The sequence below is a fragment of the Halomonas sp. A29 genome (genome assembly GCF_046723295.1).
In the GTDB taxonomy this organism is placed as follows: Bacteria; Pseudomonadota; Gammaproteobacteria; order Pseudomonadales; family Halomonadaceae; genus Halomonas.
This window is the reverse complement of the sequence record NZ_JAXQPR010000002.1, coordinates 275,812-295,198: the sequence shown is the minus strand read 5'-3', so window position 1 is coordinate 295,198 and position 19,387 is coordinate 275,812. Positions and strand designations below refer to the sequence as shown.

Sequence of the window (19,387 nt, the reverse complement as noted above, 5' to 3'; positions counted from 1 at the left end):
ACATCTACGTGGACGCAATCTTATATGAAAACGATTATCAGTAGAATTGATGCCCTTCGATTCTCATTGACAGCACTTCACCCACCAAACAAAATGCAAATCAATCTCATTGAGATTTTTTATGGTGTCCCATGTCCACAGAACGCTCCCAGCTGTACTACACCTGCGTCTTCCTGTACGTCTCCTTCCAGGCCATTCAGAACTCGGTAGCAACCTTGACCAAGCGGGACGGTACACCCTGCTGGCTGGATGCGCAGATGCTGCGGATGCTCCTCAGCGAGCTGCAGCGCTGCCGAGGCGAAGCCGCCCCTTTCAAGGAAGTCTGCCAACTGCTGGATACCGCCACTTACCACTGTGGCCTGCTCATGGCTCAATGCCCCGCTGCTCTCGATCGCCAGCTCTGCCAGCATCATCTCGAAGCCATCATGGCTCCGCTGAAGGAAGCCACGGCACAACTCTCGGGCAGCACCAACCGCAGCTCCGCCAGCTGTGCAGCATCGCCCGCCCAGCGTCTTCGCAGTTGGCTGGGGTGGTGATCACATGAGTCCTGGAACGGTAGATAAGAGCAACGATTCTCGTTTACCCTTAGCAGTCGGAATGCTATACAAGGAACCCGCATGTTCGAAGTCAAGGGCGCCACCTTCGAAATCGATGGCAAGCAGCTGCTGAAGCCCGTCGAACACTGCTTCATGGAAGGCAAGGTCTACGGTTTGATCGGCCACAACGGCTCGGGCAAATCGACGTTGATCAAGCTGATTGCCCAGCAGCAGCCGGCAAGCCAAGGCGAGATACTGCTCGACGGTCGCCTCCTGGGTGACTGGGGGCAGCGCGAGTTCGCCCGCCGAGTCGCCTACCTGCCCCAGCACCTCCCCGGTGCCGAGAACCTGACCGGGTACGAGCTGATCGGCTTCGGCCGCTACCCCTGGCGCGGCCTGCTGGGTCGCCATACGGCCCAGGACAAGATGGCAATCAAGCGTGCCATCGAACTCAGCCACACCGAAGCCTTTGCCGACCGCCTGGTGGACACTCTCTCCGGGGGGGAACGGCAACGCGTCTGGCTGGCCATGCTGCTGGCCCAGGAAAGCCGCTTCCTGCTGCTCGACGAGCCGTTGGCAGCACTCGATATCGCCCATCAGATGGAGGTGCTGGCCCTGATCCGCAAGCTGTGCGACGAACTCAAGCTGTGCGTGATCATCGTGCTGCACGACATCAACATGGCTTCACGCTACTGCGATGAGCTGCTCGCACTGCACAGCGGTCGGGTCCTGGCCCACGGCTCCCCCGATGAGATGATGACCGACGCCACTCTGGAAGCCATCTACGGCCTGCCCATGCGGGTCATGCCCCACCCGAGCGGCCAGCACCGTATCGCTGTCGCCTATTGAGTCAGGCTCTCTCCGACTCTCGGCCTGGTAACCCAGCTCGCGGGCTGGCCATGTTGCCGAGTGGTCGTTCCGGCCAAACGAAATCGCCGCAGCCCAAGGGCCGCGGCGATTTTGCTGAAGCGTGTGACGCTGGAATCAGGCAGTCGCCTGCTGATAGCGGCGCTCCACCTCTTCCCAGTCGATCACGTTGAAGAACTCGGCGATATAGTCCGGACGCTTGTTCTGGAACTTCAGATAGTAGGCGTGTTCCCACACATCCAGGCCCAGCACCGGGGTGTTGCCGTTGGAGATGGGGCTATCCTGGTTGAGGCTGTTCTCCACCACCAGCTTCTTCTCCGGGGTCACGCTGAGCCAGGCCCAGCCGCTGCCGAAGCGACCCAGGGCCGCCTTGGTGAAGGCATCCTTGAACGCCTCGAAGCCACCCAGCTCGTTGTCGATGGACTCAGCCACCTTGCCCTTGGGCTTGCCGCCGCCGTTGGGCGACATCATCTGCCAGAACATGGTGTGATTGGAGTGGCCACCGCCGTTGTTGATCACTGCCTGACGCTTGTCCGCCGGCACGCGGTCGAGGTTGGCGAGCAGCTCGTCGACCGGCATGTCCTCCAGACCCGTTCCTTCCAGAGCGGCATTCAGGTTGTTGACGTAGGTCTGGTGGTGACGCGAGTGGTGGATCTCCATGGTCATGGCATCGATGTGCGGCTCGAGCGCATCGTAGGCGTACGGCAGGTCAGGGAGGGTATGTGCCATGTTGATCATCTCCTTTGGTGGCTTTGGTTGTGCTGCAATTCAATGAGGTGCGGTCGCCGACCGTCAATTTCAACCGTCTCGAGACTCCTTTTTCTCAAGGCAGGGACACACTACACCACACAGCAGGCCTCCGCCCAGAACGGAGCAGCCACTCAGCAAGAAGCCGGCTCCTTGCGGAGCCGGCTTCGTCGAGCATCACGACATTGAGGTCAGAGCTTGCTCTCGAGCTCCGGCAGGATCTGGAACAGGTCGCCGACCAATCCATAATCCGCCACCTGGAAGATCGGTGCCTCCTCGTCCTTGTTGATCGCCACGATCACCTTGGAGTCCTTCATGCCGGCCAGGTGCTGGATCGCCCCGCTGATGCCCACGGCGATGTAGAGCTCGGGGGCGACGATCTTGCCGGTCTGCCCCACCTGCATGTCGTTGGGCACGAAGCCGGCGTCCACCGCCGCGCGGGAGGCGCCGATGGCCGCCCCCAGCTTGTCGGCGATGCCGTCGAGCAGCTTGAAGTTCTCGCCGCTGCCCATGCCACGCCCGCCGGAGATGACTACCTTGGCCGCGGCCAGTTCGGGACGGTCGCTCTCGGCCAGCTCCTGCTTGACGAAGCGGGACTGGCTGTTGTCGACGATCGTATCGACGCTTTCGATGGAAGCGCTTCCGCCCTCGCCCACGGCATCGAAGCCGGTACTGCGCACGGTGATGACCTTGAGGCTGTCATCGCTCTTGACCGTGGCGATGGCGTTGCCGGCGTAGATGGGGCGCTTGAAGGTGTCGGCGTCGACCACCTCGACGATCTCCGAGAGCTGGCTGACGTCCTTCAGCGCGGCGACCCGCGGCAGCACGTTCTTGCCGGTGGTGGAGGCGGCGGCGAGGATATGGGAATAGTCGCCGGCGAGCTCGACCAGCAGCGCGCCCATGGGCTCGGCCAGCTGGTGGGCATAGACGGCATGGTCGGCCACGCGGACCTTGCTCACGCCGTCGAGCTTGGCGGCGGCGTCGGCCACGGCGCCGACGTTTTCCCCGGCGACCAGCACGTCGATGTCGCCGCCGATGGCCTGGGCCGCAGCGACCACGTGGGCAGTGGCGCCGACCAGGACGCCGTCGTGATGTTCGGCTAGAACCAGTACGCTCATCAGATCAGCTCCTGTCAAATGACTTTGGCTTCGTTCTTGAGTTTGTCCACGAGCTCATCCACGGAGCCCACCTTGATGCCGCCCTTGCGCTCGGCCGGCGATTCGACCTTGAGCAGCGTCAGCTTGCTGGCGACTTCGACGCCGAGGTCGGCCGGCGACTTGACGTCCAGCGGCTTCTTCTTGGCCTTCATGATGTCGGGCAGCTTGGCGTAGCGCGGCTCGTTGAGGCGCAGGTCGGTGGTGACGATGGCCGGCAGGCTCAGCTCGACGGTCTGCAGGCCGCCATCGACTTCGCGCGTCACCTGCACTTTGTCATTCTCCACCACGACCTCGGAGGCGAAGGTGCCCTGGGGCAACCCGGTCAGCGCAGCCAGCATCTGGCCGGTCTGGTTGTTGTCGGTATCGATGGCCTGCTTGCCGAGGATGACCAGCCCTGGCTGCTCTTCCTCGACCACCTTGGCCAGCAGCTTGGCCACGGCCAGCGACTCGACGCGCTCTTCGCTCTCGACATGCACGGCACGATCGGCACCCAGCGCCAGCGCGGTACGCAGCTGCTCCTGGGCGGCCTTGGGGCCGATGGTCACGGCGACGACCTCGGTGGCCACGCCGCGCTCCTTCAGCCGCACCGCCTCTTCCACGGCGATTTCGCAGAAGGGGTTCATGGCCATCTTGACGTTGGTGAGGTCGACGTCGGAGTGATCCGCCTTGACGCGGATCTTGACGTTGTAGTCGATGACGCGTTTGACCGCGACGAGTACTTTCATGGTGTCCTCGCTTGGTTCGATGGGTGAACCGTCTGGTTTTGGACTCGCTGACGCCCGGCGCCTTCAAGGAAGGTCAACGATCCCTTGGAACCGATTGGTATTCCTTTATGCGTTTCATGCAAGCGTTTGATAGGCATCAAACCAAAAAACCTTGCCAATGTGCCACAGGCCGACTGGTGGCAACAATCCCCTGGCAGTGCGGTGTCATCGTACATTGCCATCGTAGGGGTGTCCTGAGTCGTTTATTATGCCTATCATGTAGAATATCTAGAAGCAAACGACCGTTTTATTTTTCTTCGACGTTGGTGGCACGACTCCGACGCCGAAGCCGAGGGAGGAGCGACTGGCATGTCTGAGCAAGTAGAACGCGATTCGATGGACTTCGACGTGGTGATCGTCGGCGCCGGCCCCTCGGGGCTATCGGCTGCCTGTCGCCTGATGCAACAGGCGAATGAGGCGGGCCAGGAGCTGACGGTGTGCGTGGTGGAGAAAGGCTCCGAGGTGGGCGCCCATATCCTTTCCGGGGCTGTGTTCGAGCCTCGCGCACTGGCCGAGCTGTTCCCCGATTGGGAAGAGCGTGGCGCCCCGTTGACCACCCCCGCGACCCGCGATGAGCTCTACCTGCTCAAGGACGCCGAGAAGGCCCAGAAGCTGCCCAATGCCCTGGTGCCCAAGAGCATGCACAACACCGGCGGAGACCTCACCCGCTACGTGATCAGCGCCGGCAACCTGTGCCGCTGGCTGGCCGAACAGGCCGAAGGGCTAGGTGTCGAGGTGTTCCCCGGCTTCGCTGCTCAGGAAGTGATTCACGACGAAAACGGCACCGTACGTGGCATTCTCATCGGCGACATGGGCGTGGGCGCCGACGGCACGCCCAAGGACAGCTACACGCCTGGCATGGAGCTGCGCGCCAAGTACACCCTGTTCGCCGAGGGTGCTCGTGGCCACCTGGGCAAGGGGCTGATCTCGCGCTTCAAGCTCGACCAAGGCAAGGATCCCCAGCACTACGGCATCGGCCTCAAGGAACTGTGGGACGTCCCCGCCGAGCAGCACGAGCCGGGCCTGATACTGCACGGCTCGGGCTGGCCGCTGGCCAAGGACACCCACGGCGGCTGGTTCCTCTACCATGCCGAGAACCATCAGGTAGTGGTCGGCCTGATCATGGACCTCTCCTACCGCAACCCCTGGCTCTCGCCCTTCGACGAGTTCCAGCGCATGAAACACCACCCGGTGCTGGCCAAGCATCTCCAGGGCGGCAAGCGCGTGGCCTACGGGGCGCGGGCCATCACCAAGGGCGGCCTCAACTGCCTGCCGAAGATGACCTTCCCCGGCGGGCTGCTGATCGGCTGCGACGCCGGCACGCTCAACTTCGCCAAGATCAAGGGCCTGCATACCGCCATGAAGTCCGGCCTGGTGGCGGCCGAAGCGGTCTTCGAAGCCATCGCGAGCGGTGACGAGGGCGGGCGGGATCTGACAGCTTTCACCCAGAAATGGGAGCAGAGCTGGGCCTATGCCGAGCTCAAGGAGACCGCCAGCTTCGGCCCGGCGATCCACAAGTACGGCACCGTGGGCGGCGGAGCCTATAACTTCGTCAACCAGTTGCTCGGCGGCAAGCTGCCCAACCTGCACGACACCACGCCGGACTACGCCGCTCTCGAGCCGGCCGACAAGTTCGAGAAGATCGACTACCCCAAGCCCGACGGCAAGCTCTCCTTCGACAAGCTCTCCTCGGTGTTCCTGTCGAACACCAACCATGAAGAGGACCAGCCGAGCCATCTGAAGCTGCTGGACCCGGAAATTCCCATTCGGGAAAACCTGCCGAAATACGCCGAGCCGGCGCAGCGCTACTGCCCGGCCGGCGTCTACGAGGTTGTCGAGGAAGAAGGCAAGCCGCGCTTCCAGATCAACTTCCAGAACTGCGTACACTGCAAGACCTGCGACATCAAGGACCCGGCCCAGAACATCCGCTGGGTGGCGCCGGAAGGCGGCGGTGGCCCCAACTATCCCAATATGTGACCCACTGGCCCCCGAACATGTAACGGCCCAGCGCACCCAAAGCGAACAAGGGGCGTGCCATTGGCACGCCCCTTGTCGTTCCTCAAGCGAAAGGCTCAGACCAGCGCCTTCGCCAAGGCGTCGACCACGCGCTTCTGCTGCTCGGCCTCAAGATAGGGATGCATCGGCAGGCTGAGGATCTCCTGACATACCGACTCGGTAACCGGCAACCGACAATCAGGGTCGGCAACTGCAGGCTGATGGCTGAGCGGTAGCGGGTAGTGCACGGCGGTCGGCACACCCACCTCGGACAGGTGAACCCGCACCTCGTCGCGGCGTGGTACGCGAATGCTGTACTGGGCGTAGACGCTGGTATTGCCGGGAGCGATACGCGGAGCCTTGGCGAAGCCTGCTTCGCCCAATAGCCGATCGTAGCGCGCAGCCGTCTGCTGGCGTAACGCCACCTCCTCGTCGAACAGCGCCAGCTTGGCCAGCAGGATGGCGGCCTGCAGCGTATCCAGCCTGCTGTTCATGCCGATACGGGTATGGTGATAGCGGCTCGATTCGCCGTGGCGTGCCACCAGGCGAATCGCCTCGGCCAGGGTGTTGTCATCGGTGAACAGCGCCCCGCCATCGCCATAGGCGCCTAGCGGCTTGCTGGGAAAGAAGCTGGTGCAGGCGATGCGCGACAAGCCGCAGGAGCGGCGCCCATGCCGGGTGGCCCCGAAGCTCTGGGCGGCATCCTCCACCACGGCCAGGTCGTGATTGCGCGCCAGCGCATCGATCGCCTCCATGTCGGCGCATTGGCCGAACATCGACACCGGCATGATAGCGCGAGTACGTGGCGTGATTGCCGCCTCGACCCGGGCAGGGTCGAGCAGGTAGGTATGCGGGTCGATATCCGCGTAGACCGGCCTGGCACCGGCCAGCACGATGCTTTCGGCACTGGCGATGAAAGTAAACCCAGGCACGATGACTTCGTCACCGGGACCGATATCGAGCGCCATCAGAGCGATCTGCAGGGCATCTGTGCCATTGGCGCAGCCGATGCAGTGGGCCACGCCCACATAGTCGGCTAGGCGCTGCTCCAGTTCAGCCACCTCGGGCCCCATCACATAGCGCCCATGCGCCAGCACGGTCTGGATGGCGGCGTCCAACTGGGGCTTGATCCGGGCCTGCTGGGCGGCAAGGTCGATGAAGTTCATTGCGCCTGCCCTCCACTCAGCCACGCCCGGCCACGACAACCGGTCGCGTCGGCGCAAGCCTGGCCAACTGAGAGTGGGCCTCGTCTTCACGCGGCGCCTGCGGGGTCGCCTGGCCCAGCTGATAGACGGTATCGAGGCAGTGCCGCACGGTCTCGATACCGAAGCCCCGGCCGGCGAGCACCTCGCGATAGCTGACGGTATGCAGGTCGGTGAAGCCGCTGGAGAACTCGAACTCCTCGCCGTCGCAGATGATGCTGCGGTAGGTGGCGTGCTGGCCGCGTACGCGCGCGGGCAGATCCTCGGCGTCGATGGAGAGGAACCAGCGCACCCGGGCCTTCTCGTATTCGAGATAGCCGGCGGCCTTGTGCTCGTCATGGTAGTGCAGCGCCTGCGCCTTCAGCTCGCCGAAGATCACGTGAAGCATGTCGAAGAAATGAATGCCTATTTCCGCCATCACGCCGAACGACTTGCGCGGATCGCCTTTCCAACTGGCCAGGTACCAGGGGCCGCGTGCGGTGATGTAGGTCAGCTCGACGTCGTACTGGCCATCCCGCTGCTCGGCCAGCACCTTGTCGCGCAGCTCGTGAATCGCCGGATGGTGGCGCAGTTGCATGATGCTGAAGACACGCTGCCCCGTCTCCTTCTCGACCGAGCGCAGCTCATCGAGCTGGGCTGGCGTCGATACAAGCGGTTTCTCGCAAATCACGTTGCAGCCAAGGTGCAGGCCGGCAGTGATGTGGGCGCTGTGAAAATGGTTGGGAGAGCACACCACCCAATAGTCGATCGCCCTCTTCTTCTCGCGCCTGAGTCGCCAGGCATGCTCCATGAAATATTCAAACTCGGTGAAGAAGGCACAGTCTGTGGAAATGGAGTCAATGATACCCACCGAATCGTTGATGTCGTAGGCTGACACCAGTGTGTGGCCCGTATCCTTGATGGCCTGCATATGGCGCGGTGCGATGTACCCCGCAGCTCCAATGAGCGCAAAATTCATATTGTTATCCCCTCAATTCCCTTTTGTGACATCTCCATGAAACCCTGCGGTTGACGGTACAAGTCGCACGCTGGGCAATTCAAGTCAGTCGCGGTCAGTCGCGCGGGCTACAGGCCTCGATGGGTCGCGAATCCACTCGCTCCACGATCCCGGGTAGAGCCGGGGCAAGGGCCGCCCCGCAATGGCATAGGCCAGGATATTGTGGCAGGCGGTCACGCCGGAGCCACAATAGGCCACGATGGCTTCACCATGGGGTAGCTCGGCGTCCAGCGCTTCGGCCGCCTTGAAGCGCCCCGCTTCAGTCAGGTTGGCAGCACTGGGGCGACACACCGCGCCGGGTATGTGTCCGGCTACCGCATCGATGGGCTCGGCTTCACCGCGAAAACGCTCCTGACTGCGGGCATCGACCTTGAGCTCACGCCCCGAAAAGACTTCATCGGCGTCCAGGCGTGTGCTGCCATCGAATGCTGGCTGCCATTGGCTCGGCTCGGGCAGCGGCTCCTGGCCCAGCCCCAGCTCACCCCCCTCCTCCTGCCAGGCGTGCAGCCCGCCGTCGAGCACCCGCACATCGGGATGCCCCGCCCAGACGGACAACATCCACCAGGCCCGAGCTGCGGCCAGTTGGCCGCCCATGTCGTCCAGTACCACAACGGGAACGCTAGGCGAGATACCGAGCCGCTGTAGCGTGGCGGCAAAGGCATCGGGTGAGGGTAATGGGTGGCGGCCGCCTTCACCCGGCTCAGCCGCCAGGTCGCGATCGAGGTCGAGATGCAAGCTGCCGGGCACGTGGCCGGCCTCCCACAGGCGGTGGCCGGCAGTGTTGTCGCCGAGTCGCGCCCGGCAATCGAGAACTCTCGGTGGGTCTTGCCCCTGCAGCGACTCGGCCAGCTCGCTGGCTGTGATCAGCACTCGATTCATGCGCGTTCTCCTTGGGCAGGCGCTTTGACAGCCCCTTCGCTGGCGAGCAGCTCGATAGGGGCCCGGCAAGCCAGCAGACGACGCCGGCCGGCCTGCTTGAAGTTTACCTCGACCACCGGGTTCGTAGGGTCTCCCTCCACCACCACGACCTCGCCCTCGCCGAATACCGCATGGCGCAACCGCTGCCCAGGGTGGAAGAGGTGCGCGGCATAGCTCGCCCCCGGTTCGGCAATCTCCTGCGTGCTTTGGGTGAGTCTTACTCCATCATGGCCTACTGCAGCCAGGTAGCGCGAGACCAGCTCAGGCGAAGCTACCGCCAAGGCAGCATTTTCCTCTACCGGATCCGACAGTCGAGACGCGACTTGGCGGCAATCCTCCCATGCCGTCTCGGCAAGAAAACGGCTGGGGCGATGATCACCGCCGTCATGCAGCAGCAGCAGGCGCTCGCGGGCGCGGGTCACTGCGACGTAGAACAACCGTCGCTCCTCTTCCAGCCGCTCAGGCGACAGCGGGTTGTCACGGCTGTAGTGGGGAAAGTCCTCTTCGTTGGCGCCGGCCAGCGCCACCAACGGCCACTCCAGGCCCTTGGCGCCATGCACGGTGGTGATCAAGAGTCCATCGGCATGGTTCTCGACGGGCCGTTCGAGAAGCTCGATGAATGCGTCGATGTGGCGCGTCTCGCCAGCCTGCTCGACGAGCACGTCGAGCAGGCGTACGTCCTCCTCGCCTTTCTCACGGCGCGCAGCGGCTCGCTTGAGTACCTTTTCGGCATCCAAGGTATCGACGATGTGCGTCAGCAGCCGAGCCGGTGGCCAATCGCCGAGCCGCGGCAGCTCGCACAGCAGCGTCCAGCGCCGCTTGAGATTGCGACGCTGCATGGGTTTTAGGCCCGCCAGCAAAGGGTCGCCCCGCTCGGGATAGCACTGCGTCTGTGCCAGGTGCTGGGCCAGGGCAACGAGACGCTCACGGGCGACGAATGGCGTGGGCTGCTCGAACAGGCGCAGGAGGTGGGCCGGATCGTGCAGCAGGGCAGGAGCTCGCGCCAGGCGCAGGTAGCCGGCCAGGGCCTGCACCAGCGGCAGACGAAAGACGAAGCGATCTTCGCGCGACAGACGAAACGGGATGCCGGACTGCAGCAGCTGCAGCTGCACGGGTACCGACAGCGCCCAGCTGCGTACCAGCAGGCAGGCCTCGCTCAGCGTCCTGCCGCCCTGCTGCCAGTGGTCCAGGGCCGCCAACAGCGGCGCCCTGCCCTGCTCGACGGCCAGTTCAGTGCGCGGGTTGCCGGGTGCAGCCAGGCACAGCTGATCGGGCCGCCGCCGGTTGGCGGCAATCGCATGGTTGGCCAGCAGCGCCAGCGAGTGGCCGTGCCGAAAAGTGGTCGAGAGCGGATAATCGGTTGCCGTGCCGAAGGTGGCGGTGAAGTGCTCGCGCATGGTGTCGGGATGGGCGCCCCGCCACTCGTAGATGCACTGGTTGGCATCTCCTACCGCCATCACGTCGGCATCGCGTCCGGCAAGCAGCGCCAGCAGCCTTAGCTGGGCCTGGTTGATGTCCTGGTACTCATCGACGATCGCCTGGTCGAGATAGCCCTGGACCCGCCGCACCAGGCCAATATCCGCCTCCAGCGCACGCAGGGGCCGATAGAGCAGGTCGGAATAGGTCATGAGACCGTGCTCGTCGAGCAACACCTCGAGGCGCTCGAACGTCTCGGCGAAGTGCTCGCTGCCTTCGTCGTAATCGAGCCGCTCCAGGAGCGTGGCCGCCGGCAACATTTCGGCCTTCACCAGGCCGCAGAAATGTGCCAGTGCCTCCAGATTGTCGGCCTCTAGTGCCATTTCACGCCGGTCGTCGTCCTCCAGCACGTCGAGTGTAGCCTGGCGCAGCAGCCGTTCCACCTGCCAGTCGGCGGCAATCAGCCGACGAGGAGTCAACGCCCCCCAGCGGGTCAGGCTGGCGGTCAGGCGATGTCCCAGCGAGTGAAAAGTACGCACGTCCGGAAGGCGCTGGCCAACTGGTGCCATCTCGACGAGCCGACGCTGGAAATCCTCGCGTGCCGAGCGGTTGAACATCAGCACCAGGATTCGATTCGCCGGGACTCCTTGCTTGAGCAAGTGCAACACCCGCGCGACCAAGGTCGTCGTCTTGCCGGCCCCCGCCACGGCAGCGACCCGCGCATGGCCGGCACCATGCTCGACGACGGCACGCTGTTCCTCGGTCAGCCTCACGAAGCCTCGGCCGGCAGCTCGCCCAGCGGCTGCCATACACCTGCGCTGGTCAGGCCGAGTTCGAGCGCCCCGCTCCCATCCTGGCGCTGTTCGGCATGCTCCACCAGGCGGTAGAAGACATTGCGTCCCAGCCGGGCCGAGAGACCGAAGCGAACCGACACCTCGGGCACCGGCGCACCATCCGGCATTGCGCTCAGTTGCAGCCGATGCTCGTCATCCAACCGCAGGCGATCGCCGGCATGGGTGGTCAGCCACCAGTCCCCTGCCTCGTCCTGTTCGGCGTCGACCACGACGAAGGGGCGGTCGATCACGCGGATACGCTGCTTCTCCACCGGCGTGACCAGGTAGTAATGGCCATCCTCCTCACGGCGAAGCAGCGTCGAGAGCAGCCTGACCAGGCGGGGGCGCGTCATCTCGCTGCCTTCGTGGAACCAGCGGCCGTCGGCGGCGATTTCCAGGTCCATCTCCCCTGCCTGGGTTGGCTGCCAGCGGTCGACAGGCGGAATGGCGCCGCCGGCATAGACATGGTTGAGCAGTGGGTCCAGGTTCATGCTTGTCCCTTCGACATGAAATTCTCTCCTGGGCTACACCAGGCCGGCCCGGGCCAGGACTTCACGGGTATCGTCAGACACTTCCGGAGCAGCATCGCGAAACAGCTGGTAGAAGTTGGCCGTAGTCTGCATGGCAACCTCCTCGACGCTGATGCCGCGCTCATGGGCGATGCACTGGGCCACTTCCACCACCCAGGCCGGCTCGTTGGGCTTGCCGCGATGCGGGACCGGCGCAAGATAGGGGCTGTCGGTCTCGATCAGCAACCGATCGAGAGGCACGCGGCGCGCCACCTCGCGTAGGCTTTCGGCATTACGAAAAGTGACGATGCCGGAAAGCGAAATGTAGAAGCCGTGACGAACCGCCTGCCGCGCCATCTCGAGGTCCTCGGTAAAACAGTGCAGCACCCCGCCGATGGCCGGGTCACTATGCTCGCGAATCAACGCCAGGGTGTCCTCACGGGCATCGCGGGTATGCACGATCACCGGTAGCTCGAGCTCTGTGGCGGCGATCAGGTGGCGCCGGAAGCGTTCGCGTTGCACCTTCCGCGACGGCACGCGCTCGGGCGTCTTGTCGAGATAATGGTAGTCCAGGCCGCACTCGCCGATGGCCACGGCACCGAAGCGCTCCGCCGTCTCCTTGAGGGTTTCGAGGTCGGGCTCACGTTCCAGCATATGCATCGGATGCACGCCGGCGGAAATCGCCACGTCGGCGTGCTCACGAGCGATCGCGGCCAGGTTCGGCACGTCCTCAAGGGTCACCGCAATGGCCAGGAACTGGCGTACGTCACGAGCACGGGCCGCCTCCAGGACGGCGGCGAGGCTGCCATCATGGGTGGCGGGATCGAGGCGGTCGAGGTGGCAGTGCGAATCGACAAACATGCAGGGTGGAACTCGTCAGGTGTATTGGTGCGGAATGAGGCGCTTTCCGCTCACAGGGTATAGGTCGGAGCACCCTTGTCCAGTTGCCCCGCCAGCAGAGTTTCGATGCGGTCTCGCACGGTATGGTCCTCGGGGCTGAAATGGATGCCGATACCCGGCACCCGCCGCCCCGCCACGCCATCGGGAGAGACCCAGACGACCTGACCGGTCACCGGCACCCGTTCGCTCTCGCCGGGTAGGGTCAGCAGCAGGTAGACCTCCTGGCCCAGCTCGTAGCGTTCCCGGGTGGGCACGAAGATTCCGCCCCGCTCCAGCAGGGGCATGTAGGCGGAGAGCAGCGTCTGCTCGTCCTGTATCGCCAGTGACAAGGCCTTCTGCGGTGCCATGGGTTCTCCTTCCTTTGCCCTGCCTAGGAGCGTAGCAGGGTCGACCAGCGTACCAGCCAGGCCTCGAGGACCAACTGGGGATTCGGATTGCCACCTGCGGCCAGCAGTCGGCGCTGCTCCCGCGCAAAGTCCAGTAACCGGAACCAGTCCTGCACCCGAGCGTTCTTGACCGCCTGGCGGTAGAGCGGCAACAGGTCGGGATTGCGTACCTCCGAAGCCTCTCCCGACAAGCCCAGGCGAATGAGATCCTCGAGCCAGGCAATACCGTACCACAGGATCGCCTCCAGGGACTGACGGTCGAGACGGGCCGCCTCCGCAACCGGCTCGGCGCCGCGCACCAAGGCATCGAAGGTCTCATGCAGTTGCTTGCGCAGCGCCCTGGATTCGGGAGTAGCCAGTTCGGCGGCCAGCAACGGCAAACCACCCGAGACCTGGTACCAGAATTCGGCCTCCTCACGGCTGTCCAGTTGCTTCGCCAGCCACGCCAGGCTCTGCTCGGGCTGCGGCAGCGGCAGGTTCCAGTGCTGGCAACGCGAACGAATGGTGGCCAGCATGCGTGATGGTACGTCCGCGAGCAGCAAGAACTGCGTGCGAGCCCCTGGCTCCTCCAGGCTCTTGAGCAGCGCGTTGGCGGCAGCCACGTTCATCGCTTCGGCCGGCGACAACACGATCACACGATGGCCGCCCTGCTGAGCGGTCTGGGCAACGAAGGCATTGACTTCGCGGATGGGGTCGATGCGGATCTGTCGCTTGCCCTCTTCCGGCGAAACACGCAGCAGGTCGGGATGATAGCCGGACGCCAGCATATGGCAGCCATGGCACTGGCCGCAGGCCACCTCTCCCGGAGAGGTGCATAGCAAATAGTTGACCATGGCGTCGGCGAAGCGCTGCTTGCCGACACCGTGCGGCCCCGAGAGCAGCAGCGCATGCGGCAGACGAGCCCCACGATGCAGCGCCAGGAACTGACGCCACAGCGGCTCCTGCCAGGGCAGTGGCGTGGGCAGTGAGGGCTCGTTCACAGCCATCCCTTCACCCGCTCTTCCAGGCATGCCGAAAGGCGCGCTTGCACGGCTGCCAGTGGAGCATCGGCATCGATGACCGCCACCCGCCGAGGTGCCGCATGGGCCCGCGCCAGGTAGGCGCGTCGCACGGCTTCGAAGAAGGTCACATGCTCCTGCTCGAAGCGATCGCGGGTCTCGCCGCTGGCTGCCAGACGGCCTTGCAGGCGCCGCTGGGCCGCTTCCACCGGCATGTCGAGCAACAGCGTCAGGTCGGGCTCGAGCCCTTGCTGGACGAAGCGTTCCAGCTCGGCGATACGACCCGGGTCGATGCCGCGTCCACCGCCCTGGTAGGCGAAAGTGGCATCGGTGAAGCGGTCGCAAAGTACCCAGGCACCCCGCTCGAGCGCCGGACGAATGCGCTGTGCCAGGTGCTGAGCACGAGCAGCGAATACCAGCAATAGCTCGGCATCGGCGTCGAGCGGCTCGTCGGCCTGCGGCGAGAGCAGCAACTCACGAATGGCCTCGGCCCGTGGTGTGCCCCCGGGTTCCCGCGTGCGTACCACCTCGACACCGCGTGCCGCCAGCCACTGGGCCACCCACTCCAGGTTGGTCGACTTGCCGACCCCTTCCCCGCCTTCCAGGGTGATGAATCGTCCACGCTGTTGCATCGGGGCTCCTGTCAGTCCGGCCGCTCAACGGTTGCGGATGTAGCGGTTCACGGCATTGTTGTGTTCGCGCAGCGTACGCGAGAAGTGGTGCGTACCGTCACCCCGCGAGACGAAGTAGAGGGTTTCGCCGGGCAGCGGGTCGACGGCAGCCTCAAGCGAAGCGCGCCCCGGCATGGCGATGGGTGTCGGCGGCATGCCGGGGATCACGTAGGTATTGTACGGCGTGGCCTCCTGCAGGTCGGCGCGAGTGATGCGTCCCATATAGCGCTCGCCCATGCCGTAGATCACGGTAGGGTCGGTCTGCAGGCGCATGCCGCGCTCCATGCGGCGCTTGAAGACACCGGCAATTTCGCGGCGCTCCTCGGGGGCACCGGTTTCACGTTCGATCAGCGAGGCCATGATCAGTGCCTCATAGGGCGTCTCGATGGGCAGGTCGTCGCTGCGAGCTTCCCAGATCTCGTCCAGCACCTGCTCCATGCGTGTCAATGCCTGGCGCAGGATATCAACATCGCTCATGCCCTTGTGGTAGCGATAGGTATCGGGGAAGAACCAGCCCTCAGGGTGTCGCCCCTCACGCTCCAGCAGCGCCATGACCTCCTCGTCGCTGAGCTCCGCTGTACGATTCTCGAGCTTGGGTGCAGTATCGAGACGGGCGCGCATCTGGCGGAAGGTCCAGCCTTCGGGAATGGTCAGCGGGTAGGTGACGACCTGGTCGCTGCCGAGCAGCTCGATCAGCTCGCGCCCGCTCATGCCCGGCTCGAGCATGTACTCGCCGGTACGCAGCCTCGGGATCGTCTCGGGTTCCAACCGCGTCAGCAGGCGAAACGCCCATTCGTTCTCAATCATGCCGCGATCCGCCAGGTCCGCTACCACCCGGTTGTAACCCGCCCCACGCGGTACTTCATAGAGCGTTTCCTCTTCCACCGCAATGGGAGCCTCGAGCCGGCTCTCCCAATAGTGATATCCGGCAAAGGCCGCAATGGCTGCCACGATGATCAGCACCAACAGAAACTTCACCAAACGCAGCATGCGCCTTCCTCGTTGCTCACTATTATTCAGCCCGCGTATTTCTCAGTCTGCGGAACAAAGCCTGCGAAGTTCGCTTCGCCATGCCGGGCAGCTCAATTTGCGAATCCGGTCGGATAGCCCAGCAGCTCATGAGCCTCGCGCTGCAGGCGACGGTGGAGACCACCCAACCGCCAGCGCCGGAGCAAGGTGCCATCGGCGGCATCGAGGCGCACGATGGGCCAAAGGCCCTGGATCGAGTTACCGAGCCACACGGCCTCGGCGTCAGCCAGCACCTCCGGCTCCCTAGTGACTTCCATGATCGGCAGGCGTTCCATCAGGGCAGCTCGCAAGGTACCCGCCACACCGCAGCCGTCGAGCCGCGGCGTCTCCAGTTGCCCCTGGCGATGCCAGAACAGATTCATGCAGGTAGCTTCGACCAGGCTCCCGTGGCTGTCGCAGAGCAGTCCTTCGGCCACTTCGGGGTCATCCCACTCGCTGCGTGCCAGCACATTCTCGAGTCGATTGAGATGCTTGAGCCCGGCAAGCAGGGGCTGGATGCCCAGCCGCAACTCGCAATGGCGCACCCGTACGCCCGCCTCCCAGTGCCGTGTCTGAGGCATGAAGTCGGAAACCTGCCACAGCAGGCGCGGCTCGGCCAACGACGGAGGAAGATAGCCACGGCCGCCGCTGCCACGGGTCAGCATCAGCTTGAGCACCTTGAGCCCGGTTCCCGACAGGGGCGGCAGGCCATCGAGATCGGCACTGTCCGGCATAGGGATCCCCAGTGCACGGCAACCCCTGGCCAGCCGGTCCATATGCTGGTGCCACAGTCTGGGTTCGCCATCGCGCACCAGTACGGTCTCGAACAGTCCGTCACCGTAGGCCAGGCCGCGGTCGTCGGCCGGAATCTGCGTGTGAGACAACGGTCGGGTCATGTCACACGCTCGCAACGTCCCGGCTCAGCGCAGCCGGGAGAAGACCAGTGTGCCGTTGGTGCCGCCGAAACCGAACGAATTGGACAGCGCCACGTCGATCTTCATCTCACGTGCGGTATGCGGCACGTAGTCCAGGTCGCAGCCCTCCTGGGGGTTGTCCAGGTTGATCGTCGGCGGTGCCACCTGGTCGCGGATTGCCAGGATGCAGAACACCGCCTCGACGGCGCCGGCAGCACCCAGCAGATGACCGATCATCGACTTGGTGGAACTCACGGCCACGCCATTGGCGGCCTCGCCCATCACCTTTCTGACGGCCCGGCTCTCGGCCAGGTCACCCGCCGGGGTCGAGGTGCCATGGGCATTGATGTAGTGCACCGCCGTGGGGTCGAGCTTGGCATCACGAATGGCGTTGCGCATCGACAGCGCTGCCCCACTGCCATCCTCGGGTGGCGCGGTCATGTGATAGGCGTCGTCACTCATACCGAAACCGGTCAGCTCGGCGTAGATCCGCGCTCCACGCGCCTTGGCATGTTCGTACTCTTCGAGCACCAGGATACCCGCGCCGTCCGACAGCACGAAACCGTCGCGGTCGCGATCCCAGGGGCGGCTGGCCGCCTGCGGGTCGTCGTTACGGGTCGACAGCGCCCGAGCGGCGGAAAAACCGCCCAGACCCAGCGGCGTGGTCGCCATCTCGGCGCCACCGCAGATCATCACGTCGGCATCGCCGTAGGCGATGGTACGCGCGCTGTAGCCGATGTTATGGGTGCCAGTAGTGCAGGCCGTGGTGATGGCGATGTTGGGACCCCGGAAGCCATGCTGGATGGCCAGGTTGCCGGAAATCATGTTGATGATCGAGCCGGGCACGAAGAACGGCGAGATGCGGCGCGCACCTCCCTTTTGCATGGCATTGTGATTCTGCTCGATCATCGGCAACCCACCGATACCGGAACCGATGGCGACACCGATACGCTCGGCATTCTCCTCGGTGCATTCGATACCGGCATCACTGATGGCTTGCGCTCCCGCTGCCACGCCGTACTGGATGAACAGATCCATCTTGCGCGCATCTTTCGGGTTCAGGTACGGGCTGATGTCGAAGTTCTTGACCGAGCCACCGAAGCGAGTGTTGAAGCTGGTGGCATCGAAATGTTCGATGGGAGCGATGCCGCTCTTGCCGGCCAGGATGTTCTCCCAACTCTCCTCGACGCTGTTGCCCACCGGCGTGACCAGCCCCAGCCCGGTCACCACAACTCTACGAGCCATCAGAAATCCTCCAGACAACCTTGATGACACGACCCTTCTCCCGGGCCGTCATTGCGCGCATTATACCGGACATACTCCTTGCTTGGGCAGCCACGGCCTCGACACAAAGCAAAAAGCCGCCCTGTGACACAGGACGGCTTTTCCAAGGCCCACACATAGAGCCCTTCACCTCAGCAAGCGGTGACGACCGCGCCCTTACTGATGGGCGTTGACGTAATCGATGGCTTCCTGAACGGTGGTGATCTTCTCGGCTTCTTCATCGGGAATTTCGGTGTCGAATTCCTCTTCGAGCGCCATGACCAGCTCGACGGTATCCAGGGAATCAGCGCCAAGGTCCTCGGTGAAGGAGGAGCTGTTCTGGATATCCTCTTCCTTGACATTCAGGCGCTCGGCCACAACCTTCTTCACGCGCTCTTCGATGGTGCTCATTATACGTACTCCAGTCGTTCAAGTTAGCCGTTCGGATGACCAGCCGTTTGGTCCGCAAACTCAAGCTGCGGGGTAGTTTATAGACGCCCCCCCGTCGGCGCAACCGCCGACCCGCGGGAGCTTCAACGCATGTTCATGCCGCCGTTGACCTGCAGCGTCTCACCGGTGATGTAGCCAGCAGCCTCGCTCGCCAGAAAACCGACGGCAGCCGCGATTTCCACAGGCTCGCCAAGACGCGCCAACGGAATCTGGGTCAGCAGCGCCTGATGCTGCTCCTCGGGCAGTGCTCGCGTCATGTCGGTGGCAATGAAGCCCGGAGCCACGGCGTTGACGGTGATCGCCCGGGATGCCACCTCACGCGCCAGAGCGCGAGTAAAGCCTTCCATGCCCGCCTTGGCGGCAGCATAGTTTGTCTGGCCGAGATTGCCCATGGTCGCCACTACCGAACTGATACTGACGATACGGCCGAAGCGGGCCTTGGTCATGCCGCGCAGGCACGCCTTGGTAACGCGATAGACCGACTTGAGGTTGGTGTCGAGCACCGAATCCCACTCGTCTTCCTTCATGCGCATCAGCAGGTTGTCGCGCGTGATGCCGGCATTGTTGACCAGAATGGTCGGCGCGCCGAACTCCTCGGTGATGGCCTTGATCAACGTATCGACACTGGCCTGGTCGGTCACGTCGAGTGCCCTGCCGGCACCTTCGATGCCGTTGGCACGCAGGTCTTCATCGATCCTGGCTGCTCCCGCCTCCGTCGTGGCAGTTCCGATCACTATTCGCCCCTGGCGACCAAGCTCATGGGCAATGGCCTGACCGATGCCGCGACTGGCGCCGGTCACCAAGGCGATTCTGCGTTCGCTGGACATAACCTGTTCCCGCTCCGAATGCTGTTTGG

Annotated in this window: 20 protein-coding genes; 3 read left to right on the top strand and 17 right to left on the bottom strand. The window is 64.0% G+C overall.

All coding sequences use genetic code 11. The features are described 5' to 3' along the window. The first annotated feature begins 131 nt into the window (after positions 1–131). Positions 132–536, top strand: coding sequence for a hypothetical protein (locus SPH52_RS04800; RefSeq protein WP_411793852.1), 405 nt, complete (start codon positions 132–134; stop codon positions 534–536). Between the two features lie 81 nt (positions 537–617). Continuing rightward, positions 618–1,385 (top strand): ABC transporter ATP-binding protein, encoded by a 768-nt coding sequence (locus tag SPH52_RS04795; protein WP_411793851.1) that lies wholly within the window; start codon positions 618–620, stop codon positions 1,383–1,385. A 135-nt stretch (positions 1,386–1,520) separates the two neighbouring features. Here the strand turns inward: SPH52_RS04795 and SPH52_RS04790 are convergent, their stop codons facing one another. The 3 genes from SPH52_RS04790 to SPH52_RS04780 all read right to left on the bottom strand — a co-directional run bounded on the left by SPH52_RS04790 (position 1,521) and on the right by SPH52_RS04780 (position 4,032). After that, positions 1,521–2,132: a superoxide dismutase gene (locus tag SPH52_RS04790; RefSeq protein ID WP_411793850.1), complete on the bottom strand. Its 612-nt coding sequence runs from the start codon at positions 2,130–2,132 to the stop codon at positions 1,521–1,523. Between the two features lie 209 nt (positions 2,133–2,341). Beyond that, a complete protein-coding gene (locus tag SPH52_RS04785; RefSeq protein ID WP_411793849.1) occupies positions 2,342–3,268 on the bottom strand; it encodes an electron transfer flavoprotein subunit alpha/FixB family protein in 927 nt (308 codons plus the stop codon). A gap of 14 nt (positions 3,269–3,282) precedes the next feature. After that, on the bottom strand, positions 3,283–4,032 hold the full coding sequence (locus tag SPH52_RS04780; protein ID WP_411793848.1) for an electron transfer flavoprotein subunit beta/FixA family protein: 750 nt from the start codon (positions 4,030–4,032) through the stop codon (positions 3,283–3,285). Positions 4,033–4,380: 348 nt separating this feature from the next. Here SPH52_RS04780 and SPH52_RS04775 point away from each other — a divergent pair, with 348 nt between their 5' ends. Next, positions 4,381–6,048 (top strand): electron transfer flavoprotein-ubiquinone oxidoreductase, encoded by a 1,668-nt coding sequence (locus SPH52_RS04775; RefSeq protein ID WP_411793847.1) that lies wholly within the window; start codon positions 4,381–4,383, stop codon positions 6,046–6,048. A 95-nt stretch (positions 6,049–6,143) separates the two neighbouring features. On the opposite strand, the gene SPH52_RS04770 is transcribed toward SPH52_RS04775, so the two are convergent. From SPH52_RS04770 to fabG, 14 genes are all read right to left on the bottom strand, one after another. Further along, a complete protein-coding gene (locus SPH52_RS04770) occupies positions 6,144–7,232 on the bottom strand; it encodes a DegT/DnrJ/EryC1/StrS family aminotransferase (protein WP_411793846.1) in 1,089 nt (362 codons plus the stop codon). A 16-nt stretch (positions 7,233–7,248) separates the two neighbouring features. Further along, positions 7,249–8,226 (bottom strand): Gfo/Idh/MocA family protein, encoded by a 978-nt coding sequence (locus tag SPH52_RS04765; RefSeq protein WP_411793845.1) that lies wholly within the window; start codon positions 8,224–8,226, stop codon positions 7,249–7,251. 84 nt (positions 8,227–8,310) lie between these two features. Beyond that, positions 8,311–9,144, bottom strand: a complete 834-nt coding sequence (locus SPH52_RS04760; RefSeq protein WP_411793844.1) for a sulfurtransferase — start codon at positions 9,142–9,144, stop codon at positions 8,311–8,313. After that, positions 9,141–11,372: an ATP-dependent helicase gene (locus SPH52_RS04755; protein WP_411793843.1), complete on the bottom strand. Its 2,232-nt coding sequence runs from the start codon at positions 11,370–11,372 to the stop codon at positions 9,141–9,143. Before SPH52_RS04755 ends, SPH52_RS04760 begins: the two co-directional genes overlap by 4 nt. Beyond that, complete coding sequence (locus SPH52_RS04750; protein WP_411793842.1) at positions 11,369–11,923, bottom strand: DUF1285 domain-containing protein; 555 nt, start codon at positions 11,921–11,923, stop codon at positions 11,369–11,371. The genes SPH52_RS04755 and SPH52_RS04750 overlap by 4 nt, the downstream gene beginning before the upstream one ends. A 33-nt stretch (positions 11,924–11,956) precedes the next feature. Further along, positions 11,957–12,802 carry a TatD family hydrolase gene (locus tag SPH52_RS04745; RefSeq protein ID WP_411793841.1) on the bottom strand — a complete coding sequence of 282 codons (846 nt, stop codon included), beginning with the start codon at positions 12,800–12,802 and terminating at the stop codon, positions 11,957–11,959. Positions 12,803–12,852: 50 nt separating this feature from the next. Further along, positions 12,853–13,188, bottom strand: a complete 336-nt coding sequence (locus SPH52_RS04740) for a PilZ domain-containing protein (RefSeq protein WP_411793840.1) — start codon at positions 13,186–13,188, stop codon at positions 12,853–12,855. 23 nt (positions 13,189–13,211) lie between these two features. Beyond that, positions 13,212–14,213: a DNA polymerase III subunit delta' gene (locus SPH52_RS04735; protein ID WP_411793839.1), complete on the bottom strand. Its 1,002-nt coding sequence runs from the start codon at positions 14,211–14,213 to the stop codon at positions 13,212–13,214. Then, complete coding sequence (gene tmk, locus SPH52_RS04730) at positions 14,204–14,857, bottom strand: dTMP kinase (RefSeq protein WP_411793838.1); 654 nt, start codon at positions 14,855–14,857, stop codon at positions 14,204–14,206. Before tmk ends, SPH52_RS04735 begins: the two co-directional genes overlap by 10 nt. A gap of 24 nt (positions 14,858–14,881) precedes the next feature. After that, complete coding sequence (gene mltG / locus SPH52_RS04725; RefSeq protein WP_411793837.1) at positions 14,882–15,886, bottom strand: endolytic transglycosylase MltG; 1,005 nt, start codon at positions 15,884–15,886, stop codon at positions 14,882–14,884. Between the two features lie 92 nt (positions 15,887–15,978). Continuing rightward, complete coding sequence (gene pabC / locus SPH52_RS04720) at positions 15,979–16,800, bottom strand: aminodeoxychorismate lyase (protein WP_411793836.1); 822 nt, start codon at positions 16,798–16,800, stop codon at positions 15,979–15,981. A 24-nt stretch (positions 16,801–16,824) separates the two neighbouring features. After that, the gene (fabF, locus tag SPH52_RS04715; RefSeq protein WP_411794104.1) at positions 16,825–18,066 is read right to left on the bottom strand and encodes a beta-ketoacyl-ACP synthase II; all 1,242 of its coding nucleotides are present in this window, start codon (positions 18,064–18,066) and stop codon (positions 16,825–16,827) included. Between the two features lie 192 nt (positions 18,067–18,258). Beyond that, positions 18,259–18,492, bottom strand: a complete 234-nt coding sequence (acpP, locus tag SPH52_RS04710; RefSeq protein WP_008956801.1) for an acyl carrier protein — start codon at positions 18,490–18,492, stop codon at positions 18,259–18,261. 122 nt (positions 18,493–18,614) lie between these two features. Next, positions 18,615–19,358: a 3-oxoacyl-ACP reductase FabG gene (fabG, locus tag SPH52_RS04705; RefSeq protein ID WP_411793835.1), complete on the bottom strand. Its 744-nt coding sequence runs from the start codon at positions 19,356–19,358 to the stop codon at positions 18,615–18,617. Between the last annotated feature and the right edge of the window lie 29 nt (positions 19,359–19,387).